Source organism: Streptomyces sp. NPDC043876 (assembly GCF_056435825.1).
In genome coordinates this window covers 887,274-906,211 of record NZ_JBWKDV010000002.1, presented here as the reverse complement: position 1 = coordinate 906,211, position 18,938 = coordinate 887,274, and the positions used below count along the sequence as shown (strand labels likewise).

At 72.8% G+C, this 18,938-nt stretch carries 18 protein-coding genes; 4 read left to right on the top strand and 14 right to left on the bottom strand.

The window, feature by feature from the left end; genetic code table 11:
• Positions 1–64: 64 nt before the first annotated feature.
• The 9 genes from AC0693_RS09160 to hisD are packed head-to-tail and all read right to left on the bottom strand — an operon-like array spanning position 65 to position 7,021.
• Positions 65–1,273 carry an MFS transporter gene (locus AC0693_RS09160; RefSeq protein ID WP_478801320.1) on the bottom strand — a complete coding sequence of 403 codons (1,209 nt, stop codon included), beginning with the start codon at positions 1,271–1,273 and terminating at the stop codon, positions 65–67.
• A 43-nt stretch (positions 1,274–1,316) separates the two neighbouring features.
• Positions 1,317–2,072 (bottom strand): imidazole glycerol phosphate synthase subunit HisF, encoded by a 756-nt coding sequence (gene hisF / locus AC0693_RS09155; RefSeq protein ID WP_356412270.1) that lies wholly within the window; start codon positions 2,070–2,072, stop codon positions 1,317–1,319.
• Positions 2,069–2,464, bottom strand: coding sequence for a RidA family protein (locus AC0693_RS09150; RefSeq protein WP_469319535.1), 396 nt, complete (start codon positions 2,462–2,464; stop codon positions 2,069–2,071). Before AC0693_RS09150 ends, hisF begins: the two co-directional genes overlap by 4 nt.
• Complete coding sequence (gene priA / locus AC0693_RS09145) at positions 2,461–3,189, bottom strand: bifunctional 1-(5-phosphoribosyl)-5-((5-phosphoribosylamino)methylideneamino)imidazole-4-carboxamide isomerase/phosphoribosylanthranilate isomerase PriA (protein WP_469336665.1); 729 nt, start codon at positions 3,187–3,189, stop codon at positions 2,461–2,463. The genes AC0693_RS09150 and priA overlap by 4 nt, the downstream gene beginning before the upstream one ends.
• A complete protein-coding gene (hisH, locus tag AC0693_RS09140; RefSeq protein WP_356412265.1) occupies positions 3,189–3,830 on the bottom strand; it encodes an imidazole glycerol phosphate synthase subunit HisH in 642 nt (213 codons plus the stop codon). Before hisH ends, priA begins: the two co-directional genes overlap by 1 nt.
• Positions 3,827–3,994, bottom strand: a complete 168-nt coding sequence (locus AC0693_RS09135) for a hypothetical protein (protein ID WP_356412263.1) — start codon at positions 3,992–3,994, stop codon at positions 3,827–3,829. The genes hisH and AC0693_RS09135 overlap by 4 nt, the downstream gene beginning before the upstream one ends.
• Positions 3,995–3,996: 2 nt before the next feature.
• Positions 3,997–4,590, bottom strand: a complete 594-nt coding sequence (hisB, locus tag AC0693_RS09130; RefSeq protein WP_356412261.1) for an imidazoleglycerol-phosphate dehydratase HisB — start codon at positions 4,588–4,590, stop codon at positions 3,997–3,999.
• A complete protein-coding gene (locus AC0693_RS09125; RefSeq protein WP_478801319.1) occupies positions 4,587–5,702 on the bottom strand; it encodes a histidinol-phosphate transaminase in 1,116 nt (371 codons plus the stop codon). Before AC0693_RS09125 ends, hisB begins: the two co-directional genes overlap by 4 nt.
• Complete coding sequence (gene hisD, locus AC0693_RS09120; RefSeq protein WP_478801318.1) at positions 5,699–7,021, bottom strand: histidinol dehydrogenase; 1,323 nt, start codon at positions 7,019–7,021, stop codon at positions 5,699–5,701. The genes AC0693_RS09125 and hisD overlap by 4 nt, the downstream gene beginning before the upstream one ends.
• 135 nt (positions 7,022–7,156) lie before the next feature.
• On the opposite strand from hisD, the gene AC0693_RS09115 reads away from it, so the two are divergent.
• The 3 genes from AC0693_RS09115 (at position 7,157) to ybaK (ending at position 10,085) form a co-directional block, all read left to right on the top strand.
• The gene (locus tag AC0693_RS09115) at positions 7,157–8,755 is read left to right on the top strand and encodes an oxidoreductase (protein WP_469319538.1); all 1,599 of its coding nucleotides are present in this window, start codon (positions 7,157–7,159) and stop codon (positions 8,753–8,755) included.
• Positions 8,756–8,830: 75 nt separating this feature from the next.
• Positions 8,831–9,568: an LON peptidase substrate-binding domain-containing protein gene (locus AC0693_RS09110; RefSeq protein WP_356412253.1), complete on the top strand. Its 738-nt coding sequence runs from the start codon at positions 8,831–8,833 to the stop codon at positions 9,566–9,568.
• A gap of 13 nt (positions 9,569–9,581) precedes the next feature.
• Positions 9,582–10,085, top strand: coding sequence for a Cys-tRNA(Pro) deacylase (ybaK, locus tag AC0693_RS09105; protein ID WP_478801317.1), 504 nt, complete (start codon positions 9,582–9,584; stop codon positions 10,083–10,085).
• 746 nt (positions 10,086–10,831) lie between these two features.
• On the opposite strand, the gene AC0693_RS09100 is transcribed toward ybaK, so the two are convergent.
• The 4 genes from AC0693_RS09100 to AC0693_RS09085 all read right to left on the bottom strand — a co-directional run bounded on the left by AC0693_RS09100 (position 10,832) and on the right by AC0693_RS09085 (position 14,792).
• Positions 10,832–11,464 (bottom strand): hypothetical protein, encoded by a 633-nt coding sequence (locus AC0693_RS09100; RefSeq protein ID WP_478742330.1) that lies wholly within the window; start codon positions 11,462–11,464, stop codon positions 10,832–10,834.
• Between the two features lie 34 nt (positions 11,465–11,498).
• Positions 11,499–12,311, bottom strand: coding sequence for an ABC transporter permease (locus AC0693_RS09095; RefSeq protein WP_468467545.1), 813 nt, complete (start codon positions 12,309–12,311; stop codon positions 11,499–11,501).
• Complete coding sequence (locus AC0693_RS09090) at positions 12,308–13,354, bottom strand: ABC transporter ATP-binding protein (RefSeq protein ID WP_478742332.1); 1,047 nt, start codon at positions 13,352–13,354, stop codon at positions 12,308–12,310. The genes AC0693_RS09095 and AC0693_RS09090 overlap by 4 nt, the downstream gene beginning before the upstream one ends.
• Positions 13,355–13,478: 124 nt before the next feature.
• Complete coding sequence (locus AC0693_RS09085; RefSeq protein WP_469336654.1) at positions 13,479–14,792, bottom strand: NYN domain-containing protein; 1,314 nt, start codon at positions 14,790–14,792, stop codon at positions 13,479–13,481.
• Positions 14,793–15,033: 241 nt separating this feature from the next.
• Here AC0693_RS09085 and AC0693_RS09080 point away from each other — a divergent pair, with 241 nt between their 5' ends.
• Positions 15,034–15,207 carry a hypothetical protein gene (locus AC0693_RS09080; RefSeq protein ID WP_356412245.1) on the top strand — a complete coding sequence of 58 codons (174 nt, stop codon included), beginning with the start codon at positions 15,034–15,036 and terminating at the stop codon, positions 15,205–15,207.
• A gap of 106 nt (positions 15,208–15,313) precedes the next feature.
• Here AC0693_RS09080 and dnaE read toward each other — a convergent pair whose 3' ends face one another.
• The gene (gene dnaE / locus AC0693_RS09075; protein ID WP_356412243.1) at positions 15,314–18,856 is read right to left on the bottom strand and encodes a DNA polymerase III subunit alpha; all 3,543 of its coding nucleotides are present in this window, start codon (positions 18,854–18,856) and stop codon (positions 15,314–15,316) included.
• Positions 18,857–18,938: the final 82 nt, after the last annotated feature.

The window sequence follows — 18,938 nt, the reverse complement described above, 5'->3', positions numbered from 1 at the left end:
GGCAAATTCAGCCCCGCCGGCGATTGAGGCGCCCCCCGGAGGGGAGGGCGGGCGGCCCGCGGGGTCAGGCGAAGGTGAGTTCCGCCTGGCGGACCAGGCGGGAGGACGTGCCGACGACGGCCCCCGCCATGCTCAGCGCACCCCCCGCGAGGAACACCGGCACGATGCCCCACACCTCCACCGCCACCCCGAAGACCGGGTAGACCAGCGGCGCCAGCCCGACCGCCGTGAAGGCCATCACCGAACTGACCCGCCCGAGGTACGCCGGCTCCGTGGCCGTCTGGATCAGCGCGACGGCCAGCCCGCCGCAGATCCCGCACACCAGACCCCCCGCCACCGCCAGCCCCACCGCGACCCCCAGGCTCGGCGCCAGCGCCAGCGCCCCGATGGCCGCCGAGCCGACGACGAGGGTGAGGTTCTGCACCGCCCCCGCCCGCGGCACCCGCGGGACCAGGGTCAGGAAGAGGGCGCTGGAGGCCGCCCCGGCCCCGAAGGCACCGACGATCCAGCCGATCCCGGCCGGCCCCCACCCCCGCTCCCCCGCCAGCAGGAGCAGACCGACGCTGAGCGGGGCCGACGTACCGAGCTGGCTCAGGGTGCCGGAGAGGATCAGCGGCCCTATCAGCCCGTGGTGGCGGATGTAGGCGAGCCCGGAGCGGAGCTGCCGCCAGGGCGATTCCGCGGCGGCCACCCCACCCGCGCCCGGCCCCTTAGGCAGCGGTCCCAGCCGGACCGCGAGCAGCAGGACCAGCGAGATCCCGAAGAGCGCCGCGGCCACCGCGAACGCGGCCGCCGGTCCCCCCAGCCCCATGGCCAGCCCGGCCACCGGCGGCCCCGCGGTGTGGCCCACGCGTTCGACCAGGCTGCGCAGCCCCTGGACGCGGACCAGCTGCCCGGGCCCGGCGATCCGCGGCGGCAGCGCCCCGACGGCCGGCATGAACAGGGCGTCGACCGCGCCGAACAGCAGGGCCACGGCGACCAGCACCCACAGCCCCGGCGAAGTGAGCGCGACCAGCGCCGCCAGCGCGAGGATCACCGCGCAGCGCACCGCGTCGGAGGAGATGACGACCGGGCGGGGACCGAAGCGGTCCGCGATCACGCCCCCGCCCAGCATGAGCAGGGCGCGCGGGACCGCCCCGGCCGCCATGACCAGGCCGACCTGCGCGGGCCCGGCGCTCTGCGCCGCCGTCCAGCCGAGGGCGAGGAAGTAGATCCCGTCCCCGACGAGCGAGGCGGCGTAGGCCGCGAGCCAGCGCCAGACGTTCCGGTTCATCCGGCCCCCCCGGGCTCTGGTCACACCGTGCGGAAGAAACGCTCTAGCGGACCGGGTGCCCGGCTTCCCGCAGCGCGTCCTTGACCTGCCCGATGCGCAGGTCCCCGAAGTGGAAGACGGAGGCCGCGAGCACGGCGTCGGCGCCCGCGGCGACGGCCGGGGCGAAGTCGGCCAGTCTGCCCGCGCCGCCCGAGGCGATCACCGGGACGGTGACGTGCTTGCGGACCGCCGCGATCATCTCGGTGTCGTAGCCGTCCTTGGTGCCGTCGGCGTCCATCGAGTTCAACAGGATTTCCCCGGCGCCCAGTTCGGCGGCCCGGTGGGCCCATTCCACGGCGTCGAGGCCGGTCCCGCGGCGGCCGCCGTGGGTGGTGACCTCGAAGGTGCCGGCCTCGGTGCGCCGGGCGTCGACGGACAGGACGAGGACCTGGCGCCCGAAGCGCTCGGCGATCTCCTGGATCAGTTCGGGCCGGGCGATGGCGGCGGTGTTGACGCCGACCTTGTCCGCGCCCGCGCGCAGCAGCTTGTCCACGTCGTCCGCGGTGCGCACGCCGCCGCCGACGGTGAGCGGGATGAAGACCTGTTCGGCGGTGCGGCGCACCACGTCGTAGGTGGTCTCGCGGTTGCCGGAGGAGGCGGTGATGTCGAGGAAGGTCAGCTCGTCGGCGCCCTCGGCGTCGTACAGCTTGGCCATTTCGACGGGGTCGCCCGCGTCGCGCAGGTTCTGGAAGTTGACGCCCTTGACGACCCGGCCGTTGTCCACGTCCAGGCAGGGGATCACCCGTACGGCGAGGGTCATGCGGTCTCTCCTCGGTAGGCCTCGACCTCGACCTCGACGACCAGGCTGGGGTCGATGAAGCCGGACACGATGATCATCGAGGCGGCGGGGCGGACGGAGTCGAAGAGCTCCTTGTGGGCGCGGCCCACCTCCTCGACGTCCCGGGCGTGCGTGATGTACATCCGGGTGCGGACGACGTCCTCGCGGCCCAGGCCCGCCTGGGCGAGGGCCTCGAAGGCGACCTTGAAGGAGTTCACGGTCTGTTCGTACGGGCCGCCCGCGGCGATCTGGCCGCCCACCACGGAGGTGCAGCCGGAGACGAGGACGAGGCCGTTGGGGAGGGCGACGGCGCGGGAGTAGCCGATGGCTTCCTCCCAGGGCCCGCCCGAGGAAATGCGGCGTACCCCGCTCACAGGGCCACCGCCTTCAGGGCCTCTTCCAGGGTGAAGGCCTTGGCGTACAGGGCCTTGCCGACGATGGCGCCCTCGACGCCCAGCGGGACCAGCCCGGCCAGCGCCCGCAGGTCCTCCAGCGAGGAGACGCCGCCGGAGGCGACGACCGGCCGGTCGGTGGCGGCGCAGACGTTGCGCAGCAGCTCCAGGTTGGGGCCGGTCAGGGTGCCGTCCTTGCCGATGTCGGTGACGACGTAGCGGGCGCAGCCTTCGGAGTCCAGGCGCGCGAGGGCCTCGTAGAGGTCGCCGCCCTCGCTGGTCCAGCCGCGGCCCTTGAGGGTCGTACCGCGTACGTCGAGCCCGACCGCGATCCTGTCGCCGTACTCGGCGATGACCTTGGCCACCCAGTCGGGGGTCTCCAGGGCGGCGGTGCCGAGGTTGACCCGGGTGCAGCCGGTGGCGAGGGCCGCGGCGAGCGTGGCGTCGTCGCGGATGCCGCCGGAGAGCTCGACCTTGATGTCCATCGCGCCGGTGATCTCGGCGACCAGGGCGCGGTTGTCGCCCGTACCGAAGGCGGCGTCGAGGTCGACCAGGTGGAGCCATTCGGCGCCGGAGGCCTGCCAGGCGAGGGCGGCCTGGAGCGGGGAGCCGTAGGAGGTCTCGCTGCCGGATTCGCCGTGCACCAGGCGGACCGCCTGGCCGTCGCGGACGTCGACCGCGGGGAGCAGTTCGAGCGCGTTCGCCATCAGAGGGTCTCGATCCAGTTGGTGAGGAGCTGGGCACCGGCGTCGCCGGACTTCTCGGGGTGGAACTGGGTGGCCCACAGGGCGCCGTTCTCCACCGCCGCGACGAAGCGCTCGCCGTGCGCGGCCCAGGTGACGCGGGGGGCGCGGATCAGCGGGTTGGTGACTTCGAGGGTCCAGTGGCGCACCGCGTAGGAGTGGACGAAGTAGAAGCGCGCGTCGTCGTCCAGGTGGGCGAAGGCCTGGCTGTCGGCGGGGGCGTCGACGGTATTCCAGCCCATGTGGGGGACGACCGGGGCCCGGAGGGGCTCGACGGTGCCGGGCCATTCGTCGAGGCCGTCCGTCTCGACGCCGTGTTCGATGCCGCGCTCGAAGAGGATCTGCATGCCGACGCAGATGCCCATGACCGGGCGTCCGCCGGAGAGCCTGCGGCCGATGATCCAGTCGCCGCGGACCTGCTTGAGGCCGCGCATGCACGCCTCGAAGGCACCGACGCCGGGGACGAGCAGCCCGTCGGCGTCCATGGCCTTGTCGTAGTCGCGGGTGATCTCGACCTCGGCGCCGACGCGCGCGAGGGCCCGCTCGGCGGAGCGGACGTTGCCGAAGCCGTAGTCGAAGACGACGACCTTCTTGGTGGGGGTCATTCCCAGATTCCTTGGATGCGCAGGATTCCGGCTACCAGACACATGACGGAGCCGATGGCCAGCAGGACGACGACCGACACGGGCATCTTCTGCTTCTGGAAGGAGTAGACGCCGCCGGCGAGGAAGAGGCCGAGGACGATGAGGATGGTGTTGAGGCCGTTCACGGTCAGAGGGCGCCCTTCGTGGAGGGAAGGATGCCCGCGGCCCGCGGGTCGAACTCGGCGGCGTAGCGCAGGGCCCGGGCCAGTGCCTTGAACTGGCACTCCACGATGTGGTGGGCGTTGCGCCCGTACGGGACGTGGATGTGCAGGGCGATCTGGGCCTGGGCGACGAACGACTCGAAGATGTGCCGGGTCATGGTCGTGTCGTACGAGCCGATCATCGGCGCCATGTTCTCGGGCTCGGTGTGCACCAGGTACGGGCGGCCCGACAGGTCGACGGTCACCTGGGCGAGGGACTCGTCCAGCGGGACCGTGCAGTTGCCGAACCGGTAGATGCCGACCTTGTCGCCGAGGGCCTGCCGGAAGGCGGCGCCGAGCGCGAGGGCGCTGTCCTCGATGGTGTGGTGGCTGTCGATGTGCAGGTCGCCCTCGGTCTTGACGGTGAGGTCGAAGAGTCCGTGGCGGCCCAGCTGGTCGAGCATGTGGTCGTAGAAGCCCACACCGGTGGACACGTCGACCTTGCCGGTGCCGTCGAGGTCTATCTCGACGAGGACCGAGGTCTCCTTGGTGGTCCGTTCGACCCGTCCGATGCGGCTCATGCCTGCTGCTCCTTCTTCAGTGCGCGAACCGCTTCCAGGAACGCGTCGTTCTCGGCCGGGGTGCCGGCGGTGACCCGCAGCCACCCGGGTACTCCGTTGTCCCTGACCAGGACACCCCGGTCCAGGATCTGCTGCCATGCGGTGTGGGAGTCCGCGAACCTCCCGAACTGCACGAAGTTCGCGTCGGACGCGGTGACCTCGTAGCCCGTGGCGAGCAGTTCGGTGACCAGCCGGTCGCGTTCGGCCTTGAGCTGCTCGACGTAGCCGAGCAGGGTGTCGGTGTGCTCCAGGGCGGCCAGCGCGGTCGCCTGGGTGACGGCGGACAGGTGGTACGGCAGGCGCACCAGCTGTACGGCGTCCACGACGGCGGGGTGCGCGGCGAGGTAGCCCAGGCGCAGTCCGGCGGCGCCGAAGGCCTTGGACATGGTCCGGGAGACCACGAGGTGCGGGCGGCCTTCGAGCAGCGGCAGGAGCGACTCCCGGTGGCTGAACTCGACGTACGCCTCGTCCACGACCACCAGGGACGGGCGGGCGGCCTGGGCGGCCTCGTAGAGCGCGAGGACCGTCCCGGTTTCGACCGCGGTGCCGGTGGGGTTGTTGGGCGAGGTGATGAAGACGACGTGCGGGGCGTGCTCCGCGATCGCCCGGACGGCCGCGTCCACGTCGATGGTGAAGTCGTCCCGGCGCGGGCCGGAGATCCAGCCGGTGCCGGTGCCGCGGGCGATCAGGGCGTGCATCGAGTAGGAGGGCTCGAAGCCGATCGCGGTGCGGCCGGGTCCGCCGAAGGTCTGGAGCAGCTGCTGGAGGACCTCGTTGGAGCCGTTGGCGGCCCATACGTTCTCCCGCGCGACCGGGTGCCCGCCCGTGCGGGTGAGGTAGGCGGCCAGCTCGGTGCGCAGCTCGACGGCGTCCCGGTCGGGGTAGCGGTTGAGGGTGCGGGCGGCGTCGGCGACGCGCTCCGCGATGCGCGCCACGAGTTCCTCGGGCAGGCCGTAGGGGTTTTCGTTGGTGTTGAGCTGGACGGGTACGTCGAGCTGCGGGGCGCCGTAGGGGCTCTTGCCGCGCAGTTCGTCGCGGATGGGGAGGTCGTCGATGCCGATGTCGGCGCTCACTGGGTGGGCACCTTCCACCCGAAGCGCGCCTTGAGGGCGGCGCCGTGCGCGGGCAGGTCCTCGGCCTCGGCGAGGGCGACCACGTGGTGGGTGACCTCGGCGAGGGCGTCGCGCGTGTAGTCGACGATGTGGATGCCGCGCAGGAAGGACTGCACGGACAGGCCCGAGGAGTGGCAGGCGCAGCCGGCGGTGGGCAGCACGTGGTTGGAGCCCGCGCAGTAGTCGCCGAGCGAGACCGGGGACCAGGGGCCGACGAAGATCGCGCCCGCGTTGCGGACCCGGGCGGCCCAGGCGGCCGCGTCGGCGGTCTGGATCTCCAGGTGCTCCGCGCCGTAGGCGTCGACGACGGTGAGGCCGTCCTCCAGGCTGTCGACCAGGACGATCGCGGACTGGCGGCCGGCGAGGGCGGGCCGGATCCGGTCCTCGACGTGCTTGGAGGCCGCGACCTGCGGATCCAGCTCGCGTTCCACGGCGGCGGCCAGCTCTTCGGAGTCCGTGACGAGGACGGCGGCGGCGAGCGGGTCGTGCTCGGCCTGGCTGATCAGGTCGGCGGCGACGTGCACGGGGTCGGCCGTGGCGTCCGCGAGCACCGCGATCTCGGTGGGGCCGGCTTCGGTGTCGATGCCGATCTTCCCGGTGAAGTAGCGCTTGGCGGCGGCGACCCAGATGTTGCCGGGGCCGGTCACCATGTTCGCCGGGGCGCACTCGTCCGTGCCGTACGCGAACATCGCGACGGCCTGGGCCCCGCCGGCCGCGTACACCTCGTCGATGCCGAGCAGCGCGCAGGCGGCCAGGATCGTCGGGTGCGGCAGGCCGCCGAAGTCGGCCTGCGGCGGGGACGCGAGCGCGATGGAGGGAACGCCCGCCTCCTGGGCCGGGACCACGTTCATGATCACGGAGGATGGGTAGACGGACCGGCCGCCGGGCGCGTAGAGGCCCACGCGATCGACGGGGACCCACTTCTCGGTGACGGTGCCGCCGGGGACGACCTGGGTGGTGTGCTCGGAGCGGCGCTGCTGCGCGTGCACGATCCGGGCGCGCCGGATCGACTCCTCCAGGGCCGCGCGGACGGCCGGATCCAGCTCCTCCAGGGCGGCCTTGAGGGCCTCGCCGGGGACCCGGATCCGCTCCAGCGCGACCCCGTCGAACCGCTGCGCGTACTCGATCAGCGCCGCCGTGCCGCGATGATGGACGTCCTCGCAGATGGGCCGCACCTTGTCCAGGGCGGCCGCTACGTCGAACTCGGCACGGGGCAGCAGATCGCGCAGGGCGCCACCCTCGGGGAGGGAGTCGCCGCGCAGGTCGATACGTGAGATCACCCCGCAATTCTCTCAGACCGCATCTCGCCACCGTTCGTCCGTATCACTGGCTGATACGCGTCCCGGCTGTCACCGGCGTCACCTAGCGTTCGACTGCACGCAGTGACCGGGGGAGACAGCGGAAGGGGGGCCGCCGTGGCCGAGCCACGTCCCGGCGAGGAGCCGGAGGGTTTGACGGGGGCCGAACGACGGATGTGGAACGCCTTCCGCACCGGGAACGTCTGCGACCTGAGTTCATGGGTCGCCGGCGAGGACGATCCGCACGGGGAGGGGGTCTGGGGGCCGGAGCGCAGCGTCCGGGCGCGGGTGGTGGCGCTGCTGCTGCTCCACGGGCCGCCGCCGGTGCCGGGCCGGGTGTCCTCGCTGAAGCTGCGGGGGGCGCGGATCACGGGGCGGCTCGATCTGTCGGGCGGCACGGTGGACCCGTACGTCGAACTCCAGTCCTGCCGCTTCGACAGCGAGGTCCAGCTGTCCGAGACCCGGCTGGGCACCCTGCGCGTGGTCGACTGCGCGGTGCCCCGGCTCGACGCGGCCCGTCTGCACACCGCCGGGGACCTGCACCTGCTGCGCTGCCGGGTGGCCCGCGGGATCCGGCTGACGGACGCGCAGATCGGCACCGACCTGCTGATCAGCCAGCTGGTCGTGCGGCGGGACGACCGGGGGCGGGCGATCGCCGCCGACGGGATGTCGGTGGCGCAGGACTTCCAGGCCGACCTGCTGGAGACGTACGGGGAGGTCAGCCTGCGCGGCGCCAAGGTCGGGGTGTCGATGAGCCTGCGCGGTGCCCGGCTGAGCAACCCGTACGGGCGGCTCGCCCTGAACGCGCCCACCCTGACCGTCGAGCGGACCCTCTACCTGACCTCGATCGCCCTGGTCGGCGGGTCCGGGGACCCCGGCGCGACCCCGCCCTACGGCTGGGGGCAGACCCCCACGCGCGGCGGCCGGGCGCGGCGCTTCGAGTGCCGGGGCGGGCTGCGGCTGGACGACGGGCGGTTCGGGGACGCGGTGGACTTCTTCGGCGCCCGGTTCCTGCTCACCGAGGAGCAGGAGGTCTCGCTGCGCCGGATCCAGACCCCCGAGCTGCGGTTCGTGGGCGAGCAGCCGGAGCGCGGGCGGGTGGTGGTGTCGGGGGCGAAGGTGGTCAAGCTGGTCGACCAGTCCACCAGCTGGCCCGCGGCGCCGGGCGCGGTGTCGATGGAGGGCTTCGTCTACGAGAACCTCGCGCCGCGCGGCCACTTCCCGCTGGCGCGCCGCCTGGCGTGGGCGGAGGCGGCCTGCGCGGAGTACACCCCGGAGCCGTACGAGCGCCTCGCGGCCGTCCTGCGGGCCAGCGGCGAGGATGCGGACGCGCGGGAGGTGCTGCTGGCCAAGATGCGCAGGCGGCGGGCGACGCTGCCGCCCGCGGCGCGGGCGTGGGGGCACCTCCAGGACTGGACGATGGCCTACGGGTACCGGCCCGGGCGGGCCGCGCTGTGGATGGCGGTGCTGTGGGCGGCGGGCACCGTGCTGTTCTCCACGCACGACCCGCAGCCGATCAAGGCGGACGAGCACCCGCAGTGGAGCGCCGCGCTGTACGCCCTGGACCTGCTGCTTCCGGTCATCGACCTCGGGCAGCAGGGACAGTGGCTGCTGACGGGCGGCTGGCAGTGGGGGGCGTCCGCGCTGGTGCTGCTGGGGTGGGTGCTGGCGACGACGGTGGCGACGGGGGCGTCCCGGCTGCTGCGGCGGGGCTGAGGCGGCGGGATTGCGGCGCTACGCGGTGGGCGGACAGAGTGACGGGCGTGGCCGCACGGCCACTACCCTGAGGCGGTGACCACCGTTCGCCTGCCCCTCTTCCCGCTCAACACGGTGCTGTTCCCGGGACTCGTCATCCCGCTGAACATCTTCGAGGAGCGTTATCGCGCCATGATGCGCGACCTGCTGAAGACGGGCGAGGAGGAACCGCGCCGCTTCGCCGTCGTGGCGATCCGCGACGGCCGTGAGGTGGCGCCGACCGCGCCGGGCCTGCCCGACCAGACGGCCCTGCCGGAACGCGGCCCGGCCGCGGGCTTCGGCGCCGACCCGATCCAGGCCTTCCACCGGGTGGGCTGCGTCGCGGACGCGGCGACGATCCGGGAGCGCGAGGACGGCAGCTTCGAGGTGCTGGCCACCGGGACCACCCGGGTGCGGCTGCTGTCCGTGGACGCGACCGGGCCCTTCCTGGTGGCCGAGCTGGAGGAGCTGCCGGAGGACGCGGGTGACAGTGCGGGGGCGCTGGCCGAGGGGGTGCTGCGGGCGTTCCGCTCGTACCAGAAGCGGCTCGCGGGGGCCCGGGAGCGGTCCCTGACGGGGGCCGAGCTGCCGGACGACCCCTCCGTGGTGTCGTACCTGGTGGCGGCCGCGGCCGTGCTGGACATCCCGTCCAAGCAGCGGCTGCTCCAGGCTCCTGACACGGCGACGCGGCTCGCGGAGGAACTGACGCTGCTGCGGGCGGAGACGGCGGTCATCCGTCATCTGCCGTCGCTGCCGATGATCGACCTGACCCGCACGCCCACGAACCTGAACTGAGGGCGGGACCGGCATGCCGAAGAAGACGAAGGGGGCCGGGGCCGCCTCCGGCACCCCGGCCGTGGTGGCGCTGACCGCCGCGGGCGTGGAGTTCCGTACGCACGCCTACGTGCACGATCCGGCGCACCCGTCGTACGGCGAGGAGGCGGCGGCCGCGCTGGGCATGTCCCCGGAGCGGGTCTTCAAGACGCTGGTGGCGGAGGTCGACGGGCAGCTGACCGTGGCCGTGGTCCCGGTGGCCGGGAGCCTGGACCTGAAGGCGCTGGCGGCGGCGGTCGGCGGCAAGCGGGCCGCGATGGCGGATCCCGCGCTGGCGGAGCGCACCACCGGGTACGTGCGGGGCGGGATCTCTCCGCTGGGGCAGCGCAAGGCGCTCCCGACGGTGCTGGACGCGTCGGCCGCGGGGCACGCCACGATCTGCGTCTCGGCGGGGCGCCGGGGCCTGGAGGTCGAGCTCCCCCCGACGGCCCTGGCCACCCTGACGGCCGCCACCCTGGCCCCGATCGCCCGCCCCTGACCGCGGCTGCCCCCGCGCCCACCCTCCAGGGGCGCCTCAATCGCCGGCGGGGCTGGGTGTGCCGCCAGGTTGCGGGCCTCGGGTGCGCCGGGTGGTTCGCGCGGCGTGTGCACCTGCGGCGTGTGGGCCCTCCGGGGGCGCCTCAAACGCCGGCGAGGCTGGGACGGCCGAGCAACGCCCGGGCCCTGCCTGCGGCGCATTCCGCCCTACCGGGGACGCCTCAAACGCCGGCGAGGCTGAGATGGCCAGACCTGCCTGCGGCGCATTCCGCCCTCCAGGGGCGCCTCAAACGCCGGCGGGGCTGGGGGTGGGGCGCGACCCGTCGCCGTGTCTCAACGATGCGCGAAGCCGCAGTGTCCTCAGGCGGCTGGCCCGTAGGGCGAGCAGTAGTCCCAGCCGTCGGGCGGCAGGTCCAAGACCGCCGCAGCAAACTCAGCCTCGCCGGCGTTTGAGGCGCCTCCGGAGGACATACACGCCGCAGGCGCACACGAGGCCAGGCAGCCACCACCCACCGACACACGGGCATGACCCCACTGTGCGCACCCATTCCAGCCCCGCCGGCGTTTGAGGCGCCTCCGGAGGACCGATACGCCGCAGGCGCACACGACGCGAGCCACCCAGCGGCAACCGACGACACCCGGCGCACACGGGGCCCGCCACCCGGCGGCAAACCCAGCCCGCCGGCGTTTGAGGCGCCCCCGGAGGGCACGCGCGCGCCGCCGGGGCGGACGGGGCAGCGGGAGCTGTCAGGGGTGCGGGGCCGCCGCGGGGGGCTCGGGGGCCGGGTCTTGGGGGGTGAAGAGGGCCGTCAGGGCCAGGTGGACCGCCACCGCGGCCATCGGCCAGGCCAGCAGCACCCCGTACGCCAGCAACTCCAGCGGCGCGTCGAAGGGAACCCCCTTGCCCGCCTCCTTCGCCCGCGCGACCACGTCCCCCGACGGCCCGAGCCACAGCCCCAGCCGCCACCCCACCAGCGCGGCGAAGACGGACCCGAGCCCCAGCCCGACGGCCAGCGGCACGCCCCCGGCCCGCCGCCACAGGAAGGTGGCGACCGCGCTCAGCGCGCCCAGCCCCGCCGACAGCAGCAGGAACGTCCCGTCGGACCCGATCCGCGCCTCGTTCTCGGTGTCCTTGAGGAACACCGCCTCCCCGTTGGAGACGTACTGGAGCCGCGGCGAGAGCCACACCCACAGCAGTCCCAGCAGTACTCCGGCCAACCCCACCAGGAGGGCGACGGCCGCCCCGTCGCGGATCTCGGCGGCGCTCACCGCCGGGCCGCCGGTGGCTGCGGGCCGGTCGGACTGGTCGGGCACGCGCTCGTCGAGCACGGGCGGCCCGAAGGGGTCGCGGGACGGCGGCGGGGTCACGGCTTCGGTCACCCCCACATCGTGCCAGGTGGAACGCGGCCCGGCGTCAGCGGACCGCCGCCCGCCGGTACGCCTTGGTCGCGACGGCGAGCGAGAGCGCGCCGACCGCCGCGCACACCGCGAGGTCGGCGCCGACGGAGGCCCAGTCCGGGTGCGGGGCGAAGGTACGGGCGAAGGCCTCCACGCCGTACGTCGAGGGCAGCAGGTCCCGCGCCCACACGATGACGTCCGGCATCCGCTCGGGCGGCAGCACCCCGAGCAGCAGCGCGGCCGACATGCCCAGCTGCCCGGCCAGCGTGGCCAGCTCCTGCCGGGGCGCCAGCAGGCCGAGCGCGGCGCCGAGCCCGGCCAGCGCGGCCCCGGCCAGCGGCACCACGGCAACCAGGATCCACAGCCCGCCCATCGGCAGCCCGAACAGCACGCACCCGAAGACGGCGGTGACCAGGGTCCCCGGCAGGGTGAAGGACGCGTACGCGGCGGCCGCGCCCAGCACCACGGCGGCGGGCGGCACGGGCAGGGTGGCGTAGTGGTCGAGCCCGCCGCTCGCGCGCAGCTGGCCGAAGTACTGGGCCAGCAGGTTCAGCGCGACGAAGGCGACGACGAGGACCGACGATCCGGCCACCACGGCCCGCGCCTCGGAGCCGCCGCCGCCGTCCACCACGCCCCGCATGAGGATCATGATGCCGACGGACTGGAAGGTCGCGACGAACAACAGCGGGATCCGCGAGACCCGGGCCCGCGAGAGCTGCGCCTTGTAGACGGCGGCCAGCGACGGGAAGAAGCGGGCCCGGGGGGCCAGCGGCGCGGGCCCGGCGGGCTCCGCGGTGGTGCGTGCGGGGATGTCCGCGATGGTCGTCACGATTTGACCAGGCCCTTCGTACGCCCGCCCAGGGCGAGGTAGACGTCTTCCAGGCTGGGCGTGGCGAGGGTGAAGTCGTCGAGCGCGGCGAAGGCGGGGCCGCCGGTGACGGCGGCCACCGCCGCCCGCGCCGCGTCGGCGCCCAGGCGCAGGGTCCAGCGGCGCCCCGATTCCTCGGCCCGCTCCAGCAGGGCCGCGACCTCCGGGACGTGCAGCGGGGCGCTCTCGCGCCACACCAGGTCGAGCCGGACCTCGCCGGAGACCTCGGCCTTGAGTCCGGCCGGGGTGTCGCAGGCGATGACGCGGCCCTGGTCGATGACGGCGACCCGGTCGAGGACCGTTTCCGCCTCGATGACGTTGTGGGTGACCAGGAGGACCGTGGCGCCGCGTTCGGCGCGCCTGCGGTCCACGGCGCGCCAGACGGCCCGCCGGGCGACGGGGTCCATGCCGGTGGTGGGTTCGTCCAGGACCAGTACGGGCCGCTCCCCCACCAGGGCGGCGGCGAAGCAGGCGAGGCGTCGCTGGCCGCCGGAGAGCTTCTTCAGGGGCCGGGCGGCGAGCGGGGTCAGGCCGAGTTCGTCGAGGACGGCGTCCCGCTCGGCGCGCGCCTCGCGCAGGCCGAGTCCGCGCAGCCGTCCGGTCGTCTCGGCGGCCAGGGCCACGGTCAGCTCGTCGAGGGCGGTGGATTCCTGGCCCAGGTAGGCCAGCAGCCGGGAGGCCCGCTCGGGGTGGCGGACGAGGTCGTGGCCGAGCAGGGTGACCGAGCCGGAGTCGGGCCGCAGCAGCCCGGTCAGCTGGCGCACCAGGGTGGACTTGCCGGCGCCGTTGGGTCCGAGGAGGCCGAAGATCTCGCCGCGGCGGACGTCGAGGCTGATGCCGTCGTTGGCGCGGGTGGCGGGCAGGGCGGGGGCTCCGCGGCCGCCCCGGGCCGCGGGGTAGGTCTTGACCAGGTCGCGCACGGCGCAGACGACGTCCCCCGGCCGGTCCCCCGGTCCCGGTGCCGCGGACCGTTCGCGTCCTGCCTGTGCTGTGCCCGTATCCACGAGGGAGCAGCCTACGGGGTTCCCGCGTCGCCGCCGTCCCCGGGGCGCGGCGGCCGGCCCGGGCGGGGGGCCGGACGGGCGGCGCGGGGCTGATCCGTGCCCGGGCTCATCCACGGCCCGGGGCTCATCCGCCGCCCGGGGAGAGGGCGGAGGCGCTCGGGGTGGCGGCGGGCGCGGTGGCGGTGGCCTGCTCGGCGGCGGCGCGGACGTCGATCTCCCGCCAGAATCCGGCCCGGATGGCGTAGCGGTCGTGTTCGTCGATCTGGTCGTCCTTGTGCGCGAGCAGTCCGAAGCGGGCGGCGTAGCGCAGCAGCTCGCCGTCGATGCGGTGCGGGATGCGCGGGTACATGGTGGACAGCTTGTGCAGGTGGACGCTCTCGGGCAGGCGTTCCATCCAGCGGCGGGCGAAGACCTGGCCGACCTCGAAGGGGTCGCCGCCGACGGTGGTGATGTCCTCCTCGCGGTCGGCCCAGCGCTGTTCGGCGCTGGTGAGCTGGGCGAGGGTGGGCAGGGAGGCGGTCTCGGCGGGTTCGCCGAGCGGTCCGGCGCGGTCGATCCAGCCCTTGTCGGAGGACCAGCGCAGGGCGCTGGGCGCCTGGGCGCCGGGCGAGACCTGCTGGCCGTTGGCGGTGGGCGCGGGGCCGGCGCCGTGGCCCGGGGCGCGGAGCACGGCGAGGTCCTTGGGGGTGGGCACGGGCCGGCCGGGGGCCACGGGCTGGGTCGCCCCGGCCGGGTCGCTGCGGGGGGCGGCGGGCTCCGCCTCGCGCCGGCCTCCGGGGCCGGAGCCGCCCCGGCCGGCTTCGGCGAGGGCCGCTTCGGGCAGCGGGGCCGAGAGGATCGCGGCGATCTCGGGGCGCGGAGCGGGGGCGGGGGCGCAGAGTCCGGAGAGGTCGCGGGCGCGGACGGCGCGGGTGATCCAGGCGCGGTCGAGGACGCGGCGCTCGTCGGCCTCGGCGACGAGGTCCTCGGACTGGTTGTAGTCGCCGTCGGCGGCCTGGACGGCCCAGAGGTGGACGGCGACCCCGTGTTCCTTGGCGGACATCAGGCCGGGGAGCAGGTCGCCGTCGCCGGTGACGAGGACGACGTCCGAGCAGGCCCGGTTGCGGGCGAGTTCGGTCAGTTCGGCGTGCATGGCGGCGTCGACGCCTTTCTGCGCCCAGCGGCCGTCGCTGCGGGTCAGGGCGCCCAGGCGGACGGTGACGCGGGGCATGACGCGCAGCCGCCGGTGCTCGGGCTGCGGTACCCGGTCGGGGGCGCCGTCGAACCAGTAGATGCGCAGCAGGGGCTGTTCCGTGTCGGCCTCGGCCCGCTCGCGCAGGCCCTGGATGAGGGCGGCGTGGTCGACGGTGATCCGGGAGCGCGAGGGCTCCCCTGCGAGGAGACTCGCGGCGGCGCCCAGCAGATAGCCGGCGTCCACCAGGACGACGCAGCGGTCCACGTTTCCACCCTCTTCCCTGGGGGTCCCGCCCGGCCGAGCGGGGGGACGGTCTGGGTTTTCCCCGAGTCTGCCCGAACGCAAGGAGGTTGACGGCCGGAACTCGATCATCGGCGTGGCGGATCTCACGGCGGGCGCGGGCGAGGCGCCGACTACGCGCAGTAATGATCCAAAATGCGGCCCTTGGGGCGGTATGTGAGGGTGAAGGCGGTCCTGGCCCCTAGACCCTCACGGAGGTTCCACCATGGCCAAGAACAAGAAGCAGAACCGCGAACCGCAGAAGTCCTCGGCTCCGGAACGCGGAGCCGATCAGGCCAGGAGTTCGTCGCTGACGGATCAGGCCCAGCAGCGGATCTCGCACCCCACGCCCGCCGACATGGCGCGCAAGGGCCGGGAGAAGCGCTTCGGCCACAACTGACGCCTCCGTGTGCGGTACGTGAAAGGGCGCGTCCGGGATGTCTCCGGACGCGCCCTTTCTTCACGTACCGCGACCCGCCGGGCCCGCGGGCCCTGCGGCGGCGGCGCTATCCGGCCAGGCAGGCCGGGCCGAGGAGCACCTTGAGGTCGCCGAAGAGCGCGGGGTCGGGCTGCACCCGGTGCTTGTCGAGGCGCAGCACCGTGGTGGTGCGCGGCCCCTGGAGCTTGATCCGGACTTCGGTGTTCCCCTTGTGGTGGCGCAGGATCTCGCCGAGACGGGTGACCATCGGCGGGGTGACCTTGACGGTGGGGATGGTCAGGACGACCGGGGCGTTGGTTCCGGCGGAGGTGAGGTCGGGGACCATCATCTCCATGGCGACCAGGCGGGGCACGTCCTCGCGCTTGTCCAGGCGGCCCTTGACGAAGACGACGGTGTCCTCGACGAGCTGGGTCGAGACGAGCTGGTAGGTCGCCGGGAAGAACATGCACTCGATGGAACCGGCGAGGTCCTCGACGGTGGCGATCGCCCAGGCGTTGCCCTGCTTGGTCATCTTGCGCTGGAGGCCGGAGATGATGCCGCCGATGGTGACGACCGCGCCGTCCCCGTGCTCGCCGCCGGTGAGCTGCGAGATGCCCGCGTCCGTCTTGTCGGACAGCACGTGCTCCAGGCCGAAGAGCGGGTGGTCGGAGACGTAGAGGCCGAGCATCTCGCGCTCCTGGGCGAGCAGGTAGGACTTCTCCCACTCCACGTCGGAGAACTCGACGTCGAGGCCGAAGCCGGGCTCGTCGCCCGCGCTCTCGTCGCCCATGCCGCCGAAGAGGTCGAACTGCCCCTCGGCCTCCTTGCGCTTGACCGCCACCACGTTGTCGATCATCGGCTCGTGGTGGGCGACCAGGCCCTTGCGGGTGTGGCCCATCTCGTCGAAGGCCCCGGCCTTGATCAGGGATTCGACGGTCCGCTTGTTGCAGACCACGGCCTCGACCTTGTCGAGGAAGTCGGGGAAGGTCGAGTACTTCCCCTTGGCCTTCCTCGTCTTGATGATCGAGTCGACGACGTTGGTGCCGACGTTGCGGACGGCGGTGAGCCCGAAGAGGATCACGTCGTCGCCCTGCGCGGCGAAGTTCGGCTCGGACTCGTTCACGTTCGGCGGGAGCACCTTGATGCCCATGCGCCGGCACTCGTTCAGGTAGATCGCGGACTTGTCCTTGTCGTCCTTGACCGAGGTGAGCAGACCCGCCATGTACTCGGCCGGGAAGTTCGCCTTGAGGTAGGCGGTCCAGTAGGAGACCAGGCCGTACGCGGCCGAGTGGGCCTTGTTGAAGGCGTAGCCGGCGAAGGGGACCAGGACGTCCCACAGCGCCTTGATCGCCTGGTCGCTGAAGCCCTTCTTCTTGGCGCCCGCCTCGAAGATGACGAAGTTCTTCGCCAGCTCCTCGGGCTTCTTCTTGCCCATCACGCGGCGCAGGATGTCGGCCTCGCCGAGCGAGTACCCGGCGATGATCTGGGCGGCCTTCTGGACCTGCTCCTGGTAGACGATGAGGCCGTAGGTGACGCCGAGGATCTCCTTGAGGGGCTCCTCCAGCTCCGGGTGGATCGGGGTGATCTCCTGCTGCTTGTTCTTGCGCAGGGCGTAGTTCGTGTGCGAGTTCATGCCCATCGGGCCCGGCCGGTACAGGGCCGAGACGGCGGAGATGTCCTCGAAGTTGTCGGGCTTCATCAGGCGCAGCAAGGAGCGCATGGGGCCGCCGTCGAACTGGAAGACGCCGAGGGTGTCGCCGCGGCCGAGCAGTTCGAAGGTCTTGGGGTCGTCGAGCGGCAGGCCCAGGAGATCGATGTCGATCCCCTTGTTGGCCTTCACCATCTTGACGGCGTCGTCCATGATCGTGAGGTTGCGCAGGCCGAGGAAGTCCATCTTCAGCAGGCCGAGCGACTCGCAGCTCGGATAGTCCCACTGGGTGATGGTGACGCCGTCGGTGTGCCGGACCCAGACGGGCACGTGGTCCGTGATCGTCTCGCTGGACATGATGACGCCGGCCGCGTGCACGCCCATCTGGCGGACGAGGCCCTCGACGCCCATGGCGGTGTCGATGACCTTCTTCACGTCCGGTTCGTTCTCGTACATCCCGCGGATCTCGCCGGCCTCGCCGTAGCGCGGGTGCTTCGGGTCGAGGATGCCGGAGAGCGGGATGCCCTTGCCGAGGACGTCGGCGGGCATGGCCTTGGTGAGCCGGTCGCCCATGGCGTAGGGGTAGCCCAGGACGCGCGCGGAGTCCTTGATCGCGTTCTTGGCCTTGATGGTGCCGTAGGTGCCGATCATGGCGACCTTGTCGGCGCCGTACTTCTCGGTCACGTACCGGATCACCTCGACGCGCCTGCGCTCGTCGAAGTCGATGTCGACATCGGGCATGGAGACGCGCTCGGGGTTCAGGAACCGCTCGAAGATCAGGCCGTGGGTGATCGGGTCGAGGTCGGTGATGCCCATGGCGTAGGCGACGATCGAGCCGGCCGCGGAACCACGGCCGGGGCCGACCGCGATCCCCTGGTTCTTGGCCCACATGATGAAGTCGGCGACCACGAGGAAGTAGCCGGGGAAGCCCATCGAGATGATCGTGTCCATCTCGTACTCGGCCTGCTTCATCCGGTCGTCCGGGATGCCCGCGGGGTAGCGGCGGTGCATGCCCCGCATGGTCTCCTCGCGGAACCAGCTGACCTCGGTGTGGCCCTCCGGGATGTCGAACTTCGGCATCAGGTTCCGGAACTGGAACATGCCCTCGGTGTCGACCTGCTCGGCGACCTTCCAGGTGTTGGCGCAGCCCTCCTGCCAGGCGTCCGAGGAGTCGATGGCGTACATCTCCTCCGTGGACTTCAGGTAGTAGCCGGTGCCGTCGAAGCGGAAGCGGTCCGGGTCGGAGAGGTTCTTGCCGGTCTGGATGCACAGCAGGGCGTCGTGGGCGCCCGCCTCGCTCGCGTAGGTGTAGTGCGAGTCGTTCGTCACCAGCGGCGGGATGCCGAGCTTCTTGCCGATCTCCAGCAGCCCGTCGCGGACCCGGCGCTCGATCTCGATGCCGTGGTCCATCAGCTCCAGGAAGTACCGCTCCTTGCCGAAGATGTCCTGGTATTCGGAGGCGGCCTTGAGGGCCTCGTCGAACTGGCCGAGGCGCAGCCGGGTCTGGAGTTCGCCGGAGGGGCAGCCGGTGGAGGCGATGAGCCCCTCGGACCACTGGCTGATGGTCTCCTTGTCCATGCGGGGCCACTTGGTGAGCCAGCCCTCGGCGTAGGCGTCGGAGGAGAGCCGGAAGAGGTTGTTCAGGCCGGTGGCGTTCGCGGCCCAGATCGTCTTGTGCGTGTATCCGCCGGAGCCGGAGACGTCGTCGCGCTTCTGGTGCGGCTGGCCCCACTGGATGCGGCGCTTGTTGCGCCGGGACTCGGGGGCGACGTACGCCTCGATCCCGATGATCGGAGTGATGCCCGCCTTCTTCGCCGTGTGGAAGAAGTCATAGGCCCCGTGCAGGTTGCCGTGATCGGACATGGCGATGTGGGACATGCCCATCTCGTTGCACGCGTTGAACATGTCCTTCAGCCGCGCGGCACCGTCCAGCAGCGAGTACTGGGTGTGGACGTGCAGGTGCGTGAACGGCGTTTTGGTCACGACGGCAGACCTCCGGGGGAAGTGAGGGGGCAGCCTCGAAGTCTACGTCGACCCGGTCGAAGATCGGGGAGCGCGCGAAGCG

Excerpts from the sequence above, each read along its gene's own strand:
- AC0693_RS09160 (WP_478801320.1), bottom strand. The coding sequence starts at position 1,273 with ATGAACCGGAACGTCTGGCGCTGGCTCGCGGCCTACGCCGCCTCGCTC.
- hisF (WP_356412270.1), bottom strand. The coding sequence starts at position 2,072 with ATGACCCTCGCCGTACGGGTGATCCCCTGCCTGGACGTGGACAACGGC.
- priA (WP_469336665.1), bottom strand. The coding sequence starts at position 3,189 with ATGGCGAACGCGCTCGAACTGCTCCCCGCGGTCGACGTCCGCGACGGC.
- hisH (WP_356412265.1), bottom strand. The coding sequence starts at position 3,830 with ATGACCCCCACCAAGAAGGTCGTCGTCTTCGACTACGGCTTCGGCAAC.
- hisB (WP_356412261.1), bottom strand. The coding sequence starts at position 4,590 with ATGAGCCGCATCGGACGGGTCGAACGGACCACCAAGGAGACCTCGGTC.
- ybaK (WP_478801317.1), top strand. The coding sequence starts at position 9,582 with ATGCCGAAGAAGACGAAGGGGGCCGGGGCCGCCTCCGGCACCCCGGCC.
- AC0693_RS09080 (WP_356412245.1), top strand. The coding sequence starts at position 15,034 with ATGGCCAAGAACAAGAAGCAGAACCGCGAACCGCAGAAGTCCTCGGCT.